At 73.6% G+C, this 17,312-nt stretch carries 17 protein-coding genes and 1 pseudogene; 4 read left to right on the top strand and 14 right to left on the bottom strand.

Annotated features, from left to right (window positions below):
- Nucleotide 1: 1 nt before the first annotated feature.
- The 3 genes from QHG49_RS01975 to QHG49_RS01965 all read right to left on the bottom strand — a co-directional run bounded on the left by QHG49_RS01975 (nt 2) and on the right by QHG49_RS01965 (nt 2,217).
- Entirely contained in the window at nt 2-472 is a 471-nt protein-coding gene (locus QHG49_RS01975) for a GreA/GreB family elongation factor (RefSeq protein WP_301487040.1), read from the bottom strand.
- A gap of 125 nt (nt 473-597) precedes the next feature.
- A complete protein-coding gene (locus QHG49_RS01970; RefSeq protein ID WP_236576173.1) occupies nt 598-1,191 on the bottom strand; it encodes a YdeI family protein in 594 nt (197 codons plus the stop codon).
- Nucleotides 1,192-1,245: 54 nt separating this feature from the next.
- Complete coding sequence (locus QHG49_RS01965; protein WP_145486804.1) at nt 1,246-2,217, bottom strand: alpha/beta hydrolase; 972 nt, start codon at nt 2,215-2,217, stop codon at nt 1,246-1,248.
- Between the two features lie 185 nt (nt 2,218-2,402).
- Here QHG49_RS01965 and QHG49_RS01960 point away from each other — a divergent pair, with 185 nt between their 5' ends.
- Nucleotides 2,403-2,573, top strand: a complete 171-nt coding sequence (locus tag QHG49_RS01960; protein ID WP_301493012.1) for a hypothetical protein — start codon at nt 2,403-2,405, stop codon at nt 2,571-2,573.
- 6 nt (nt 2,574-2,579) lie between these two features.
- On the opposite strand, the gene QHG49_RS01955 is transcribed toward QHG49_RS01960, so the two are convergent.
- Nucleotides 2,580-3,983, bottom strand: a complete 1,404-nt coding sequence (locus QHG49_RS01955) for a chloride channel protein (protein ID WP_370530413.1) — start codon at nt 3,981-3,983, stop codon at nt 2,580-2,582.
- A gap of 111 nt (nt 3,984-4,094) precedes the next feature.
- Entirely contained in the window at nt 4,095-4,610 is a 516-nt protein-coding gene (locus QHG49_RS01950) for an N-acetyltransferase family protein (RefSeq protein ID WP_328707398.1), read from the bottom strand.
- A 40-nt stretch (nt 4,611-4,650) separates the two neighbouring features.
- Here QHG49_RS01950 and QHG49_RS01945 point away from each other — a divergent pair, with 40 nt between their 5' ends.
- Nucleotides 4,651-5,241: a helix-turn-helix domain-containing protein gene (locus tag QHG49_RS01945; RefSeq protein ID WP_301487039.1), complete on the top strand. Its 591-nt coding sequence runs from the start codon at nt 4,651-4,653 to the stop codon at nt 5,239-5,241.
- Nucleotides 5,242-5,320: 79 nt separating this feature from the next.
- Here the strand turns inward: QHG49_RS01945 and QHG49_RS01940 are convergent, their stop codons facing one another.
- Nucleotides 5,321-6,355 (bottom strand): cytochrome c oxidase assembly protein, encoded by a 1,035-nt coding sequence (locus QHG49_RS01940; protein ID WP_301487038.1) that lies wholly within the window; start codon nt 6,353-6,355, stop codon nt 5,321-5,323.
- 92 nt (nt 6,356-6,447) lie between these two features.
- Nucleotides 6,448-9,081 carry a magnesium-translocating P-type ATPase gene (mgtA, locus tag QHG49_RS01935; RefSeq protein WP_301487037.1) on the bottom strand — a complete coding sequence of 878 codons (2,634 nt, stop codon included), beginning with the start codon at nt 9,079-9,081 and terminating at the stop codon, nt 6,448-6,450.
- 191 nt (nt 9,082-9,272) lie between these two features.
- Here mgtA and QHG49_RS01930 point away from each other — a divergent pair, with 191 nt between their 5' ends.
- Nucleotides 9,273-9,824, top strand: coding sequence for a putative immunity protein (locus QHG49_RS01930; RefSeq protein ID WP_301487036.1), 552 nt, complete (start codon nt 9,273-9,275; stop codon nt 9,822-9,824).
- Between the two features lie 16 nt (nt 9,825-9,840).
- Here QHG49_RS01930 and QHG49_RS01925 read toward each other — a convergent pair whose 3' ends face one another.
- From QHG49_RS01925 to QHG49_RS01905, 5 genes are all read right to left on the bottom strand, one after another.
- On the bottom strand, nt 9,841-10,056 hold the full coding sequence (locus QHG49_RS01925) for a hypothetical protein (protein ID WP_145486811.1): 216 nt from the start codon (nt 10,054-10,056) through the stop codon (nt 9,841-9,843).
- An 80-nt stretch (nt 10,057-10,136) separates the two neighbouring features.
- A complete protein-coding gene (locus QHG49_RS01920) occupies nt 10,137-10,895 on the bottom strand; it encodes a PIG-L deacetylase family protein (protein ID WP_301487035.1) in 759 nt (252 codons plus the stop codon).
- Between the two features lie 38 nt (nt 10,896-10,933).
- Nucleotides 10,934-11,686, bottom strand: a complete 753-nt coding sequence (locus tag QHG49_RS01915) for a beta-glucanase (RefSeq protein ID WP_370530412.1) — start codon at nt 11,684-11,686, stop codon at nt 10,934-10,936.
- A 184-nt stretch (nt 11,687-11,870) separates the two neighbouring features.
- Nucleotides 11,871-14,258 (bottom strand): glycoside hydrolase family 65 protein, encoded by a 2,388-nt coding sequence (locus tag QHG49_RS01910; protein WP_301487034.1) that lies wholly within the window; start codon nt 14,256-14,258, stop codon nt 11,871-11,873.
- On the bottom strand, nt 14,255-14,998 hold the full coding sequence (locus QHG49_RS01905) for an HAD family phosphatase (protein WP_301487033.1): 744 nt from the start codon (nt 14,996-14,998) through the stop codon (nt 14,255-14,257). Before QHG49_RS01905 ends, QHG49_RS01910 begins: the two co-directional genes overlap by 4 nt.
- A 115-nt stretch (nt 14,999-15,113) precedes the next feature.
- Here QHG49_RS01905 and QHG49_RS01900 point away from each other — a divergent pair, with 115 nt between their 5' ends.
- Complete coding sequence (locus QHG49_RS01900; protein ID WP_159698036.1) at nt 15,114-15,542, top strand: hypothetical protein; 429 nt, start codon at nt 15,114-15,116, stop codon at nt 15,540-15,542.
- Nucleotides 15,543-15,558: 16 nt separating this feature from the next.
- Here QHG49_RS01900 and QHG49_RS01895 read toward each other — a convergent pair.
- Together QHG49_RS01895 and QHG49_RS01890 are read right to left on the bottom strand one after the other, a co-directional pair.
- Nucleotides 15,559-15,654 (bottom strand): annotated as a pseudogene (locus tag QHG49_RS01895).
- A gap of 89 nt (nt 15,655-15,743) precedes the next feature.
- The gene (locus tag QHG49_RS01890; RefSeq protein ID WP_301487032.1) at nt 15,744-17,261 is read right to left on the bottom strand and encodes an alpha/beta fold hydrolase; all 1,518 of its coding nucleotides are present in this window, start codon (nt 17,259-17,261) and stop codon (nt 15,744-15,746) included.
- Nucleotides 17,262-17,312 lie beyond the last annotated feature (51 nt).

Raw genomic sequence — 17,312 nt, 5'->3', positions numbered from 1 at the left:
GCTACGAGGACGCCCCGCCGATCGACTCGACCACCGCGCTCGCGGGCCCGTCCGGGGTGTCGTACCGCACGCTCTCCCCGGCCCGCCGCCCGAGCAGGGCCCGGCCGAGCGGGCTGTCCTCGGTGACCAGGTTCTGGTCCAGCGCCTCGGCCCCCTCGCCGATGGACAGAGTCTCCACCGAGCCGTTCGCGAACCGCACGGTGACCGTGCTGCCCACCCCGACCACATCGGTGCGCGCGGGCCCGGCCTGGTCCGCCCCGCGCAGCCGCTCGTCGATGTCCGCGATCCGCCGCTCCAGCCGGTCGAGCTGGTCCACCCGCTGCAACTCGTCCGCCTGATCGGCCTGGTCGCCCACGTCGGGATTGCCCTTCAGCGTCCCGGCGACCAGCTGCCGTTCCTCCCGCAGATCCGCCAGCTCCTGCTCCAGCGCACGCCGCGCTTCGGCACTGATCGGTTCGGGGCCATCGGTCATCGCTGCTCCAGTCGACAGGGATCGGGACGGATCCAGACGGATCGAAGGGAAACGAAACGGGGCAAAAGGGACTCGCTTCCGTATCGTATGCGCTGGACCGGCGGAGGACCGGAACCCGGCTCGCCCTAGGGGTGGAGCTTTTTCCCGTCGGCGAGCATGGCGACGAACTTCGCGATGCGGGCCGCCCTGGTCTCGGGCTTCTTCGCCTCCTCGATCCGGTGGAGGACGGAGTAGCGGTTGCGGCTGTCCAGGGTGGTGAAGAACGCGGCGGCGTCCGGTTCGGCGTCCAGGGCCGCCCGCAGGTCGTCGGGCACGGTGGCCGCGCGCGGACCGGCGTAGGCCGCCGCCCAGCGGCCGTCCGCGCGGGCCCGCTCCACCTCGCGCAGCCCGGCGGGCCGCATCCGGCCCTCCTCGATGAGCCGCGTGGCCTTCTCCCGGTTGACCTGGGACCATCTGCTCGTGGGCCGCCGGGGGGTGAAGCGCTGGAGCCAGTGCTGCTCGTCCAGCTTCCGCTTCTGGCCGTCGATCCAGCCGAAGCAGAGCGCCGCCTCCAGCGCGCCCTGGTAGTCGACGCCGTCGGGCCCGGAGACGCTCTTGCGGGCCAGCTTCAGCCAGACCCCCGTGGCGTCCGCGTGGTGGTCCGCCAGCCACTTCTCCCACTCCTCGGGGGTGGCGAAGAACAGCACCGGATCGGTCGCGTGGGATGAGCCGCCAGACATGGTCCTCATGAAAGCCCGCTGCCCCGGGGCCGGTCAATCCGCAGGGTCCCGGCGTCAGTTCGCGTGCAGCGCCCGGTGCAGGGTGCGGGTCGCCAGCTCGATGGCCGTCCGCGCCGCGTGGGTGTCGCGCAGGGCGTTCAGCATGACGAAGTCGTGGATGATGCCCTGGAACCGCACGGCGGTCACCGGGACACCGGCCGCGCGCAGCTTGGTCGCGTACGCCTCGCCCTCGTCGCGCAGCACATCCGCCTCACCGGTGATGACCAGCGCGGGCGGCAGACCGCTGAGCTGCTCGGTGGTGGCGCGCAGCGGGGAGGCGGTGATCTGGGCGCGGTCGGTCGCGTCGGTCGTGTACTGGTCCCAGAACCACTGCATGCCGTCGCGGCGCAGGAAGTAGCCGGTGGCGAACTGGTGGTACGACGGCGTGTCGAAGTTCGCGTCGGTCACCGGGTAGAACAGCACCTGCTGGACCAGCGCGGGACCGCCGCGCTCCTTGGCCATCAGGGTGAGGGCGGCGCTCATGTTGCCGCCGACCGAGTCCCCGGCCACCGCCATCCGGGAGCCGTCCAGGTCCTTGGTCGCGCCCTGCTCCACCACCCACTGGGCGACGGTGTAGTTCTGCTCGACGGCGACGGGGTAGCGGGCCTCGGGGGAGAGGTCGTACTCGGGGAAGACCACCGCCGCCCCGGCGCCGACGGCGAGTTCGCGCACCAGACGGTCGTGGGTGTGGGCGTTGCCGAACACCCAGCCTGCGCCGTGCACATAGAGGACGACCGGGAGGGTGCCCGAGGCGCCGGCGGGCCGCACGATCCGCGCCCGGACACTGCCGGTGGGCCCGCCCGAGACGGTGATCCACTCCTCGTCTACCGCCGGTTTCTCGATGTCCCCGGACTGCACCTCGTCGACCGCCTTGCGGCCCTCCGCGGGTGGCAGGTCGAACAGGAACGGCGGCTTCGCGGTCGCCGCCGCGAACTCGGCCGCCGCGGGCTCCAGTACCGGCTGCGGGGGCGCTACGGCATCGGACATCGGTTCTCCTCGAAACATCTCCGGGCCGCCGGACCGACGGGCGAACGGCCGACGTTCCCACCCTGCACGTTTTCTCCGGGTGCCGCACGCGGAGAAACCGCGGGCGCCGGGCGCGGGGGCGAGAGGGTGCGCGCGGGGCGTCGCTGGAGGAGCACCGGTCCTCCAGGGACCGGTTCGGCAAGGAGATGATCGCCTACGGCCCGCTGCTGTCCGACGACGGCGCCGCCCGGCCGGGTACGGCGGCCCTGGTACGGGCCCCGGGGCCGGACGCCGCCCGCGCCCCGCTGACCGAGGACCGGTACGCCGAGGCCGAGGCCGAGGTCCACGCCTGGCGGTTCGGCGGACGCGCGGCGTGACGTCGGCTAGGCGGCGGCCGGGGCGGGCTTCGGGCGGCGGCTCGTCCGCAGGCGGCTGACGAGGAGGGCGGTCACCGCCGCGAGGACGATCAGCGGCATCTGGTTGTACGCGTCGCGGCCGAGCAGCAGTACGGCCAGGACGCAGCTGGTGAGCGGCTGCCCGGTGACGACGGTCGCCGCCGCCGAGATGCCCAGCGCGAACGCGGGGGCGGTCCCGAACCCCGGCAGGCCCGCGCAGGCCAGCCCGGTCGCCACCCCGAGCAGCACGGCCGGGAAGATCGGACCGCCGCGCAGGCTGCCCAGGCTGATGCCCCAGGCGAGCGCCTTGCACAGGACCAACGCCACCAGCGCGGGCACCGACCAGCCGTGCGGGTTCTGGGCCAGCTGTCCGAGCGTCGTCTGCCCGGACAGGGCCGCCTCCTCGGGCGAGCGGCCGGTGAGCAGGGCGTACGCCGTCAGACAGATGCCGGCGGCCACGGCGCACACCACGGTGCGGACCGCTGTGGCGTGCGCCGAGGTCCAGCGCTGGGTGCGCTCGCCGAGCCCGTGGGCCACCGAGACGAGCACGGCGATCAGCGCGGCCGCGGGCAGCCCCCACAGGAAGTCGCCCGCGTCCGGGACGGTGTCCGGCGGCACCTCCGGCAGCCCGAGGGCGCCGATCGACAGGCCGGTCCAGCGGCCGAACCCGGTGAACACGAGCGCGCCCGCCCCGCTCGCTGCCAGACAGGGCAGCAACAGCACGGCGAGCCGCGGCCCGGCGAGACCGGCGGCCTCCATGACCATGATGGCGGCCACCACCGGGCCGCCCAGGATGGTGGAGATGGCCGCTGTGGAGCCCGCCGTCGCCACGACCGTCGCCGAGGCGGCGTCCGCCGGGTGCCGTCGCAGCACCCGCACCCCGAGCAGGGCCAGCGCGGACCCGACCGCCATCAGCGGCGCCTCGGGACCGAGCGGCACACCCAGCGGAAGCGTGAGGACGGCCGCCAGCACCACGCCGGGCAGGGCGCGGGGGCCGATGGGAGCCCCGCCCAGACCGTGCACCGGGACATGCCCGCCGGCTCCGGGCAGCCGGGTGATGATCGGGGCCAGGAGCAGTCCGGCCAGCGTCAGCGCGGGCAGCGGCCACCACCAGGGGGCGTGCCCGAGCCCGAGCGCGTGCGGCAGCTCCTGCCACACCTGGTGCTGGAGCCAGTGCTGGAGGCTGACGAAGAAGAAGCTGGCGAGCGCGATGGGCACGCCGAGGGCCAGGGATAGGGCCAGCAGTCGCAGGTAGCCGCGGCTCAGCAGGGTCCGCGCCGGGTCGTCGGCCGCAGGGGGCGGCCCGTCGTCGGCCGCGGGGAACCGCCCGTTGTCGGCCGCGGGGGACCGCCCGTCGTCGGCCGCGGGAGGCTGCCCGACCGTGCCGCTCACGCCCGCTCCACCTCCACCGCCCATGGCGCCCTCGGACGGCGTTCGGCAACGCACCGGGCGGGCTTCAGTAAACGACCGCCCGCCCCGACCCGCATCTCGGCGGGCGCCTGATCAGCCCGGGGACCCGGGCGCGGCGGCCTTGTCCAGCGCCAGCCGCATGAGGGTCAGGTCGAGCCGGCGGCCGAACTTGATCCCGGCCTCCCGGACCGTTCCGGCGTGCTCGAACCCGAAGCGCTCGTGGAGCCGGATCGAGGCACCGTTGCCGGACTCGATACCGGCGATCACGAGGTGGTGGCCCGCCGCGCGCGCCGCCGTGATGAGCGTGGCCAGCAGGGTCGAGCCGATGCCGAGTCCGTGCCGGCCCTCGCGGACGTAGACCGAGTCCTCCACCGTGTGCCGGTAGCCCTCCAGGTCCCGCCACGGCGCGAACACGGCGAACCCCGCCACCTCGCCGGCCACCTCGGCGACGAACGCCGAACCGCGCTCCAGATGCCGTGCCAGCCAGGCCGCGCCCTCGGCCGGCGACTGCGGGATCTCCGTCCACAGGGCCGTCGAGTGCTCGATCGCGTGATTGCGGATCGCCCGCACCGCCTCCGCATCACCGGCGCACGCCGAGCGCACGGTCACCGCGCGACCTCGCGCTTCTTCTCTCTCATATATTGGAAGCATGTCCAACATAGTAGATCCCCTGGTGGGGCGGATCGCGGCCCGGATCCGCGCCGAACGGGAACGGCGCGGCTGGACCCTGACCCAGCTGGCGGAGGCGTCCGGGGTCTCCCGCGCCATGATCAACCGGATCGAGCGCGGCGAGAGCAGCCCCACCGCCGTCGTGCTGGGCAAGCTGTCCGCCGCCTTCCAGCTGAGCGTCGCCTCGCTGCTCGCCCTCGCGGAGGGCACGCGGCCGGAGAACGCGGAGGAAGCGGGCGTACGCCGTCGTACCGAGGCGCCGGAATGGCAGGACCCCGCCACCGGCTACCGGCGCCGCCAGATCACCGGCGCGCACTTTCCCGCGGAGGTCGCCGAGATCCGGCTGCCCGCCGGGGCCCGGGTGCCGTACCCGGCCGCGGCCTTCGCCTTCGTGCATCAGGTCGTCTGGGTCCTGGACGGCCGCCTGACCTTCCACGACGGCGACGAGATCCATGAACTCGGGCCGGGCGACACCCTCGAACTCGGCGATCCCGCCCCGCGCGTCTTCGCCAACACCACCGGCGCCGAGTGCCGCTACGCCGTCATCCTGGCCCGGGGCGCCCGGCCCTGATCCGCGCCGGTCAGCCCGCTCCGGTCGGCCCGTGCCGGTCACTCCGCGTCGGTCGGTCCGGGCCGACGGCACGCGCCGGTCAGTCCTCGCCGTGCTGGCGGCGGATCCGGGCGGCCACCTCGTTCTGCTCCGTCTCCCACCAGGGCCGTACCCGTACGGCCTCGGCCTCGTCGGACGCGGCCTCCGCGCGGCCGGGCGCGGACACCGGGGACGCGACCGGCGTGAGGTCCCGGTCCAGCCGCCGGTCGAGGGCCGCGGCCTGCACCCGCTCGGCGCGCGCCCACTGCGCCAGGATCGCCAGCAGGAAGGGCAGCGCGACCAGCTCGGCGATGCTCAGCATGGCGCCGCCGCCGATCTGCTGGTCGTGCCGGACGTCCGGCGACCAGGCGGGCGCGTGGTGCAGGTACCAGGCCCCCGCGATCAGCGTGCCGTGGGTCATCACCACCAGGCCGGGCACCGCGTCGATGATGCCGTCCAGGAACACCAGCGCCGCGCGCACCGGGTGGTTGCACCACGTGGGCAGCGCCTCCTCCCGGGTGAGCACCGGTACGACGAACAGACAGCCGGCCGCCAACAGGTGCAGATACATCAGCTCGTGCAGCCAGCCGACGCGCAGGGCGGTGGCGAAGTACGGCGTGAAGTAGACCGTCAGCTCGGTCCCCAGCACCAGCGCCGTGCTGACCAGGGGGAAGGTGAGCAGTCGTACGACCCGGCCGCTCATCACCTTCTGCACCCGCCCGGCGCCCTCGCCCGGCAGCGCCTCGATGGCGAGCCGCAGCGGATCGCCGAGCGCCAGGCCCAGCGGGGTGATGAGGTCCAGCAGGACGTTCTGCACCGCGGCCGGCCAGAACAGCACATGGTCGTAGACCGCGAGACTCGACATGGTGGCCACCGCGAGCCCGCCGAGGCCCAGCAGCGTGAACGCCAGGGTCCGGCCCGGCGACCAGGTCCCGCCCGCCCGGCGCACCCGGAGCACGCCCCAGCCGTAGAGACCGGCCAGGAGGGCGATCAGGATCAGCGCGGGTACGTCGAGCTGCCAGGAGCCCAGTGCGCGTGCGGTTGTCAGCTCCGGCAGGCTGCCGACCGCCGCGGCGGCCGTCGCGTGACCAGACATGGAAAAGCTTCCTCCACCTGCCTACAGGGAGCACACCGGACGACAGGTGACAGTAGCCGCTGACGGCGCGCGGCCCGTCGGCAGGGTCGGCCTCAGTGGGCCAGCCGGCCGGACGTGCTGAAGCGGGCCGCGAGACGCCGCAGATGCCGGTGGCCGACCTCGGCGCGCGGGCCGACCGCGCCGGGCCGGGTCCGGTAGAAGAGGCGCTTGGCCACCTCCACCAGGGCGAGATAGCACAGCACCATCCCGGCCAGCGCGGCGAAATAGCCGAGGGGGAGCCGCTGGAAGCCGAGGGCGGGCGCGAGCGGGGTGATCGGCAGCAGGGCGCCCAGCACGACCACCAAAAGGGTGGTCAGCACCAGCGGCAGACTCGCCCGGCTGCGCCAGAACGGGCTGCGCCGGGTCCGGATCGCGAAGATGACCAGCGTCTGGGTGGCGAGGGATTCCACGAACCATCCGGTGCGGAACTGCGCGGGCCCCGCGTGGAAGACCCACAGCATCACGCCGAAGGTGGCGAAGTCGAACACCGAGCTGATCGGTCCGAAGCACAGCATGAACCGGCGGATGAACGCGATGTCCCAGTGCGCCGGGCGGCGCACCTGCTCCTCGTCCACCTCGTCGGTCGGGATGGCCAGCTGACTGGTGTCGTACAGCAGGTTGTTCAGCAGGATCTGCGAGGGCAGCATCGGCAGGAAGCCCAGGAAGAGCGAGGCACCGGCGGCGCTGAACATGTTGCCGAAGTTGCTGGACGTCCCCATCAGCACGTACTTGATCGTGTTCGCGAAGATGCGCCGCCCCTCGGCGACCCCGTCCGCGAGCACGCCGAGGCTCTTCTCCAGCAGGATGATGTCGGCGGCGTCCTTGGCGACATCGGTGGCCGAGTCCACCGAGATCCCCACGTCGGCGGCGTGCAGGGCGAGCGCGTCGTTGACACCGTCACCCAGGAAGGCGACATCGCTGCCGGTCCCCCGCTGCAACCGGACGATCCGCGCCTTCTGCTCCGGACTCACCCGCGCGAACACGGTCGTGCGCGCGATCGCCGCGGTCAGCCCGGCATCGTCCATGCCGTCCAGGTCCGCTCCGGTGAGCGCGGCGACCTCGCCGAGTCCCAGATCGCGGCAGACCTTCACCGCCACCGCCGCGTTGTCGCCGGTCACGATCTTCACGCCGATCCCGAGCCCTGCCAGCCGCTCCAGCGCGGCCGCCGCGTCGGGCTTCGGCGGGTCGAGGAAGACCAGCAGCCCGGCGAGCCGCAACCCCCGCTCGTCCTCGGCGGTGGGCGCCACGGCGGCCGGCAGGGCGCGGGTGGCGACGGCCACCACCCGGTTGCCCGCCGCGAACTCCGCCTCCAGCCGCCGCCGCGCCTCCTCCGGTACCCGCGCACAGCGCTCCAGTACGGCCTCGGGGGCGCCCTTCGTCACCAGCAGCGCGGCGCCCGAGGCGTCGGTGACGGTCACGGAGACCAGCCGCCGCTCATGGTCGAACGGCAGCAGCCCCGCCTTGGCGCACCCGGCCACGGCAGCGCGCTGGGCGTCGGCCGCGGGGGAGTCCCACAGCGCCGCGTCCAGCGGATTGCCGCCCACCGCCCGGCCCTGGTCGAACTCCGTCTCCGTGCACAGCAGCCCCCACCGCAGCACGTCCTGCGCGCAGGCGTCGCCCAGCGGCACCGAGCGCATGAACTCGATGCGCCCGAGGGTCAGCGTGCCGGTCTTGTCGGTGAACAGGACATCCACGTCCCCGAGGTCCTCGATGCACACCAGCCGCTTGACCAGCACCTTCAGTCGGCTCAGCCGCCGGGAGCCGGCCGCGAGGGACGTGGAGACCACCGCCGGGAGCAGCTGGGGGGTGATGCCGACCGCGATCGCCAGGGAGAACAGCAGCGCGTCGATGAGCGGCCTGTGCAGCACCACGTTGATCACGAAGATCGTCGTGGTGAGCGCTCCGGCCACGTACACCAGCAGCATGGAGAACCGCCGCAGGCCCAGCTGGAACTCGGTCTCCAGCTGGTGCTCGCCGAGCCCGGCCGCGATCGCCCCGAACTCGGTACGCGGTCCCGTCGCGACCACCACCCCGCGCCCGCTGCCCGCGTGCACCACGCTGCCCATCAGCGCGCACCCGGTCAGCTCCGCCAGCGGAGCCCCGGCCGACACGGCCGACGTGTCCTTGGCGACCGGCAGGGACTCGCCGGTCAGCGCCGACTCGTCGCAGCTCAGCTCCGTCACCGACAGCAGCCGCAGATCCGCGGGCACCACATCGCCGAGCCGCAGCTCCACCACGTCACCGGGGACGAGCCGAGTGACGTCGACCTCGCGCGGCCGGCCGTCGCGCAGCACCAGCACCTGGTGCGTGATGCGGGCGTGCAGCGACTCGGCGGTCTTCTCCGCCCGGTACTCGTTGACGAAACCGAGGCCCACCGAGAGCGCCACGATCACCGCGATGATCACCGCGTCGCTGCGCTCGCCCACGAAGTACGACACGACGGCGGCGGCCAGCAGCAGGCCGAGCAGCGGGGAGCGCACCTGGTGCCAGAGGACCAGCAGCCCGCGCGCCCGGTGCGAGCGGACCGCGTTCGGCCCCCAGCGCTCCAGCCGCCGCGCCGCCTCCTGCTCGGTCAGCCCGGCCGGCGTCACCTCCAGCTCGCCCAGCACGTCCTCGCCGGGCCGCGTCGCCGCCGCGCCGATTCCGCTCGCGGCGCCGGGCCCGGCGCCCACGGCCGTGGTCACCATGTCCGGGCGCCGAATTCGCTGCCGCTGGGATGCCGCATGACGAGAACACTCCTGCCCGACGGGACGCCGGCCTCCCGGCCGCTCGGTCACCAGTCTCCGTGTCCACCCCGCGATCGCCACGGGGCCGTTCGGTCCACCTCCGGGCCGCTGAACGACCCCGGCGTCAACCCGGTCTACGGCAGGATGGCCCTGTGCCGACGAACTCGAACGAAACGGACCGGGCCGACCGGATAGCGCTGACCGAGGACGAGCTGCGGGAGATCACGGGCTACGCGGCCGACTGCGCAGGCCGGGCCCTGCACCTGTTCGAACAGAGCCGTCCCGCCGACCCGCGCCCCCGCGAGGCCGTCGAGGCGGCCCGCGCCTTCGCTGACGGCGGCCGCCGCACCCAGGCGCTGCGGATGAGCGGCTTCGCGGCGTTCCGCGCGGCCCGCGAGCCCGCCGCGCCGGCCGCCGCCGACGCGGCCCGCGCGGCGAGCCACGCGGCGGGCGCCGCGTTCCTCCACCCCCTCGCCGACGCCCACCAGGTCAAACACATCCTCGGCGCGGCGGCCCACGCCGCACGCGCGCTGGAACTGGCGGCGGACGAGGACCCGACGGTCGCCGCCGACGCCCTCGCTTGGGCCCGCGCGCACGCCCCGGCCGCCGTCACCGCCGTCCTCGGCCGCCTGCCCGCGGCTCCTGCCGGGGGCGGCCGCGTGGGGGAGTACCTGCGCGGCTTGGACGGTGCGCTGCGCGCGTGAGCGACGCCCCGGCCGCTCAGCCCGCCTCGCGGTGCAGCACTCGGCGTGCCGCCTCGGCCTCGGCCGCCGGTGGGGACAGCTCGTCCAGGGTGTCCAGCTCGTCGTCGGCCTCCAGCTCCCGCTCCCAGGCCGCGGCCAGCTGCTCCTGTTCGGCGTGCGGTTTCGCGCCGATGGCCTCCCGCCGGCCGGGATCCAGAGCCGCCATGAATCGTCCGATCGCGTCCGTCGGCATGCCGTGCTCCTTGTCGCGCAGAACTGCCGGTCTCAGCCCAGCATGGCCAATCGGCCGGGCGCCCGCCTCTCGGCGGCCGGTCAGACGGTCAGCTCCGTGCCCGCCGGTGCGGTGGTGGCGAGATCCTGCCGGATGAACCACTCCGTGCCCATCAGCCGCTTACGCTCCGGTACGGGGAGACGGGCGAGCAGACCCGGTGCGGCACCGCGCTCCACCTCCGAGCGGTGCGCCAGCACGGCGGCGGTCTTCCGGGCCAGCCAGGGGACGACATCGACCGTCGCCGTGACCTGCTCGTCCGGCACGCTGTACACCGTCTTGCGCTCCCCGACCACCTCCCGCAGCGCCGGCACGACCGAGTGCGGATGGGTCGCCAGATACAGGGCGCGCGGCTGCCAGGGAGCACCCTCCTCCGGATGGAACCGCGCCAGCCCGGCGGCCCGGGCGGCGAGCAGCGTCACCCGGTGGGTGTGCACATGATCGGGGTGCCCCGTCACCCCGCCGTACGCGTCGTGCGTGACGACGATCTCCGGCCGGAACGCGCGGATGTGCGCCACCAGCCGCCGTACCGCCTCGTCCAACGGTGCGTCGCAGAACCGCGCGCGGCCCGGTGCCGACCACGGCACCCGCGCGTCGGCGTACCCCAGCAGCCGGGGCTCCCCGGCGCCGAGGATCCGCAGCGCCTCGGCCAGCTCCGCCGCACGGCCGGTGCCCGCGGCCCACGTCGAGGTGACGACCCCGGTACGGGCGCCCGCGGCCGCGTGCCGGGCCAGCACCCCGCCCGCCGACAGCGACTCGTCGTCCGGGTGGGCGAACACCGCGAGCAGACTCGGCACGGACACGGACGGGCCATCTTCGCCATCGGGAGCCGGAGGACCGCTCATACCGGCCCCGCGTACGCCGTACGGACACCACCGAACGGACGGCGCACGGTCAGGCCGCTCACCTCGAACGACATCTCGCTCGTCCCGGGCTCCGGCGGCGGGTGGTAGCGCCCGGCGCACACCGAGAGGGCGACGATGAGATGGGCCCGCCAGGCCTGCCCCACGCCCCGGTGGTCGGCGAAGACCGAGGCGCCGTTCAGTGACCAGATCACACAGCGCGGCCCGAACTCGGTGCGCAGATCCACCCAGGCGCCGGGACCGACCGCCTCGTCGCGGAGGTAGCAACTGGCGCTGCGCACACGGTTGGTGAACTCCAGATGGTCGGGGTTGTCCACGTGGTACTCGAACACGTCCACGCCCTGGCCGCCGTCCCGCCAGGTCCTGATCGCCGGCCAGGCGCCGGTCTCCCGGGGCAGCCGCACCCGCGCCTCCAGCACATCGCCCGGCTGCACGGTGAACCCCTCCCGGCTGCCCTCCGTGGTCAGCAGCCCCGTGTCCCACCGCCCGTCCGCCCGGCGGGTGGCCCGGAAGACCCCGGAGCGGCAGTAGCCGGGATCGGCCACCAGCCGGTCCAGCCGGTCCTCGTCCGGATGGGCCGGGCCGCCGCCCGGGAACGCCCGCGAACGGCCCGCGACCCACTGGGTCGTGGAGGTGAAGTCCGCCGTGAACACCACGTCGGTCGCGGCCGGGAAACGCGGGGCGTCCGATAACGGGTCGCCCCGCGGCGGTTCGTCCATGTTCATCGCCATGACCGATGTCTCACCGCCTGGAGGCCGGTCATGCGCCCGAGCCGTGACTCTTGTCGGGATGTACCCATCCGGGTGAACGGCCGGTATGCCCTCCCCGGGGGTCGGCCTCCTCGGCCGGCGGCTCCGCGTGCGCGCGGCCCGGGTGAACTCGGCCCGCCCGTACGGCAGTTGCTCCGCCGTACGGCTATTGCTCCGCGGTTTCGTCCTGCTCGGCCAGCCCCTGCGGGTGCCGCCCCCGGGGCTGCTGCGGCTCCGGGTGCACCGGCGGGGGCGGGATGGGGCGGTCCTGCGGCGCGTCGACGGACACGGTGAGCGGGTCGCCGTAGTGGAGGATCGTCAGCGGATCGCCCTCCACCAGCCCGTAGCGCACCTGCTTCGGGCCGATGTCCACCTTCAGCCGGCGCCCGCGCACCTGCACCGTGAACACCACCCGGGACAGCGTCTCCGGCAGCCGGGGCCCGAAGCCGAGCACATCGGGCCGCTCGTCCTTGCCGAGATGCCAGCGCAGACCGCCGAAACCGCCGACGACGGCGATCCACGTCCCGGCGAGGGAGGCGATGTGCAGCCCGTCGCGGGTGTTGTGCTCCAGGTCGTCCAGGTCCATCAGCGCGGCCTCGCCGAGATAGGCGTACGCCAGCCGGAGGTGCCCGGTCTCGGCGGCGAGCACCGCCTGGCAGCACGCCGACAGCGAGGAGTCGCGCACCGTCAGCGCCTCGTAGTAGGCGAAGTTGCGCGCCTTCTCCTCCTCGCTGAACGCGTACGGGCACTCCATCATCGCCAGCACCACGTCCGCCTGCTTCACCACCTGCTTGCGATACAGGTCGAAGTAGGGGTAGTTGAGCAGGAGCGGGTAGTTCTCGGGCGGGGTCCCCTCGAAGTCCCAGCGCTGCAAGTGCGTGTATCCGGCGGACTGCTCGTGCACACCCAGCGCCTCGTTGTACGGGAGCGCCATCCGGGCCGCCGCGTCCCGCCAGGCCGCGGCCTCCTCGTCGTCCACGCCGAGTTCGTCGGCCCGGTCGGGGTGGCGGATCGCCACATCCGCTGCGGCCAGCAGGTTCTGGCGGGCCATCAGGTTGGTGTAGAGGTTGTCCCGGGCGATGGCGCTGTACTCGTCGGGGCCGGTGACCCCGTCGATGTGGAAGACGCCCTCCGGGTCGTGGTGGCCGAGGGAGCGCCACAGCCGGGCCGTTTCCACCAGGATGTCGAACCCGACCCCGCGCTCGAAGTCCTCGTCCCCGGTCGCCGCGATGTACCGGACCGTGGCCAGCGCGATGTCCGCGTTGATGTGGAAGGCGGCGGTCCCGGCCGGCCAGTAGGCGGAGCACTCGGCGCCGTCGATGGTCCGCCAGGGGAACGTGGCGCCCTCCAGGCCCAGTTGGCGGGCGCGCTCACGGGCCGCGGGCAGGGTGCTGTGCCGCCAGCGCAGGGCGGACGCCACGGCCTGCGGCGCGGTGAACGTCAGCACCGGCATCACATACGCCTCGGTGTCCCAGAAGGAGTGCCCGTCGTACCCGGTCCCGGTCAGTCCCTTCGCGGGGATCGCCCGGTTCTCGCCGCGGGCCGCCGCCTGAAGCACATGGAAGAGGGCGAACCGCACCGCCTGCTGGATCTGCGGGTCCCCCTCCACCTCGACGTCCGCGCCCGCCCAGAACTCGTCCAGATAGGCCCGCTGCTCGGCGACCAGCCCGTCCCAGCCGGTACTGACCGCGACCGCCACCGCCCCGTCCACCTGGTCGCGCATGCTGGGCAGCGAACGCTCCGCGGACCAGCCGTGGGCCACGAACTTGACCAGCCGCAACGGCTGTCCGGGCGCCAGGTCCGCCGTCACCGTCAGCCGGCTGACGTCGGGCTCGCACTGCGCCGACCAGCGGGTGCTCTCGGGCCCCTCCACCAGATGGTCGGCCGCCGCGCCCACCCGCAGCCCGCTGCGGTCGGTGTGGTGCACCAGGCGCAGCCGGGTCTCCTCGGCGTAGTGCTCCTCCGCCGTCAGCGGGGAATCGGTCACGGCCGCGACCCGGGGATCCCCTTCGACATGGGGGAGTTGTTCGTTGGCGATCAGCTCGGACTGGATGGCCACCGAGGCCGGGCCGTCCTCCGGCTCCACCTCGTAGACGACGGCGGCCACCGCGCGCTGGGTGAAGGACACCAGCCGCCGCGAGGTGATACGGACCGTACGGCCACCGGGCGAGGTCCAGCGGGCGGTGCGGCTGAGCACACCGGTACGGAAGTCCAGGACCCGCTCATGGGACAGCAGCCGCCCGTAGCGCAGATCGTACGGATGGTCGTCCACCAGCAGCCGGACGACCTTGCCGTCGGTCACGTTGATCGCCGTCTGGCCGGACTCGGGATAGCCGTACCCGGCCTCCGCGTACGGCAGCGGATGCCGCTCGTGGACCCCGTTGAGGTAGGCGCCGGGCAGCCCGTGCGGCTCGCCCTCGTCCAGGTTGCCGCGCCAGCCGACATGCCCGTTGGACAGCGCGAACACCGACTCGCTCTGCGCGAGCACGTCCAGATTCAGCTCGGTCTCGCGCAGGGACCACGGCTCGACGGTGTAGCTGGGATGCGTGATCACGACGACTCCAGAAGTTCCGCCAGGTCGCGTACGACCACGTCGGCGCCGTGCGCCCGAAGCTGCTCCGCCTGCCCCACCCGGTCCACCCCCACGACCAGCCCGAACCGCCCCGCCCGCCCGGCCTCGACACCGGCCGGCGCGTCCTCGAACACGGCCGCCGCGCCGGGCTCCACGGACAACTCCCGTGCCGCCTCCAGATAGGTGTCCGCGGCGGGCTTGCCGCGCAAGTGCCGCTCGCGGGTCACCACCCCGTCGACCCACTCGTCGAACAGGTCCGCGATACCGGCCGCGGCCAGCACGTCCCGGGCGTTCGCACTGGACGACACCACCGCGCAGGCCAGGCCCGCCGCGCGGACCTCGTGCAGAAAGCGGACCGAACCCTCGTACGGCTCCACGCCGTCCTCCCGGATCCGGCGCAGCACCAGCTCGTTCTTCCGGGCGCCCAGCGCCTGCACCGTCTCGGCGTCCGGCGGATCCTGCGGCGACCCCTCGGGCAACCGCACCCCGCGCGCCGCGAGGAACGTGCGCACCCCGTCCTCCCTCGGCCGCCCGTCCACGTACTCGTCGTAGTCGCGCACCGCGTCGAAGGGCACGAACTCCGTGCCCTCCCGGCGCGCGCGTTCTCGCAGATAGGCGTCGAACATCTCCTTCCAGGCCGCCGCGTGCACCTTGGCGGTCTGGGTGAGCACCCCGTCGAGATCGAACAGACAGGCGCGTACATGTGCGGGAAGCCGGGGCATGCTCCGAGGCTAGGAGCCACCGGCGACCGACGCCGAGGGGACACCGGCCCGGCGCGCCGGAAGGCACCCGCTCGGTGGAGGCGTGCGCCGGGGCGCATGACAGGATGCGCGGATCATGAGTGCTGACTGGTACATCCTCGTCGAGGAAGACATACGGGACACGAAACATCTGCAGGCCATCGAGTTCAGGCTGCACCACTGGAAGCTCGCGGCCGCACACCGCGTCCGGGGGGACGAGGCCAGGATCGCCGCCGTGGCCGAGGACGCGGCGCTGCACTACCTGCCGACCACCCTGGCCCGCCACGCCAAACCGGGGGACCAGCCCGCGCGGCACGCCTTCCTCGCCCAGGACGGCTCGTGGGTGGTCCTCGTCGGGCTGCGGGGACACCAGTGCCACATACGGGTGAGCACCGCCCGGCTCATGCATGTGCGGGAGGAGAAGGAGACCCCGCCGAAGACTCTCAAGGAGATGCTCCGCGGCGCGTGGGAGGGGCCGCCGCCCCCGGAACAGCCCTGGTCCCCGCCGACGGACGACAAGGACTGAACGCGGACCGCCTCGGCGGAGAGGGCAGGATTCGAACCTGCGTGGACCCCATAAGGATCCGACCTTGAGACGAACTCGTCGGTCCCCGATCAACCGCTCCGGGCACCTCTCCTTGTTCCCGGCCCGGTGTGGTGCCCCGTTCCGTTCACAAGAAGAGGATGGCAGCGGCCCCTGACCGGGTGCTGATGTGCCCCTGACGGGTCAGGGCCGGCCCCGGGGGCAGGACAGGTCCACGGCCGGCAGCCGGTCGGTCGCGAGGTAGGCGTTCACCGCGTCGTCCACGCACGCGCTGCCGAAGATGCCGAACACGGCGTGCTGGTCGGCGTCGTGCAGGGTTATCAGCCGGGAGCCGGGCCAGCCGCGGTGGACCCTCTCGGCGCCCGAGTAGAGGGTGCGCGGGTCGCCGGTGGCGTTCACCAGCAGGGCCGGGAGGTCGGCGCGGACGGTGGTCGGCCGTTCGCGCGGCGGCCCCCAGAACGCGTAGGGGTTGATGGCGTTCGTGACGGGAGCGAAGAACCGGTCCCGGGGGTCGGCCTGCCGCAGATCGCGCCAGTAGGTCTCCGGATCGCGGGGCGCGGTTCCGTCACCGCACAGGATCGCCGTCTGCGCACTGCCGTAGGCGGAGTCGTGTCCCGTCAGCAGGAACTGGAGCAGGCCGGCCAGCCAGGGTGACGGGGACACCGGCTCTCCCCCGGCGGCGCGCCGCAGCTCCCGCACCCCCTGGGCGAAGTCGCCGTAGGCCGAGGGGAGATCCTGGGAGAGGCCGTTGAGGACGAGGGTGGGGGTGATCCGGTCGTCCACCCGGTAGCCGCCGACCCGCAGCGGGGCGCGCTCGGCGGCCGACTGGATCTCCTCCACCGTCGCGAGGACCGCACTCCCGGTACGGCCCAGGCCGTAGTCCTCGTCATGCGCGGCGGCCCAGTCCGCCCAGTCGCGCAGGGCGTGCTTCCCGGCGGCCTCCGTGCCCCGCAGCAGCCGGGGACCGTAGCGGGCGGGGTCGATCACACCGTCCAGCACCACCCGGTCGGTGCGGCCGGGGAACATCGTGGTGTACACCTCACCGAGGTAACTGCCGTACGAGTAGCCGAGGTAGGAGATCCGGCGCTCGCCCAGCGCGGCGCGGATCACATCCATGTCGCGGGCGGTGTTGCGGGTGTTCGCGTACGGCACCAGGTCGCCCGCGTGGGTGCGGCAGCGGCGGGCGAGGTCGGCGGAGAAGGCGACCATGCCGTCGAACTCGGCGCGGTCCCTGCCCGCCCCGCGGATCATGCTGCCGGTCGGCCATCCGCAGTCCAGCGCGGTGCTGCGGCCCACGAAGCGGGGATCCACCCCCACCACGTCGTACCGCCCGCCGACGTCCTTCATCGCCTTGCGCACCCACGGCGGATCACCGATGGTCGGCCCGCCGGGACCGCCGCTGTTGAGCACGAGCGTGCCGACGCGGTGCGCGGAGTCGGTGGCCCGGATCCGGGAGAGCGCGACGGTGATCGTACGGCCGTCGGGGCGTGCGTAGTCCAACGGCACGGTGACTTCGGTGCATCGGGCGCCTGCCTGCTCCAGTTCCTTGCCGGTCTCGTCGTCCGGGCCGAGCAGGCAGCTCTTCCAGGTGAGGTGCTGATGGTGGTAGCGGGCCAGGGGATCGGCGGGGGCCGCAGGGGCGGCGGGGGCGGCGGGGGCGGCGCCCAGGGTGAGTGCCGCGGCCAGGCTCAGCGCGGTCATCGGGCCGGACCGTGTCACGAGCCGGCGTAAGCGGTGTCCTCGGTGCCGGTC

Origin of the sequence: Streptomyces sp. WP-1 (genome assembly GCF_030450125.1) — a bacterium.
Classification (GTDB): domain Bacteria; phylum Actinomycetota; class Actinomycetes; order Streptomycetales; family Streptomycetaceae; genus Streptomyces; species Streptomyces incarnatus.
Note: the sequence above shows the minus strand (reverse complement) of the source record. Positions and strands in the feature narration are given on the sequence as shown.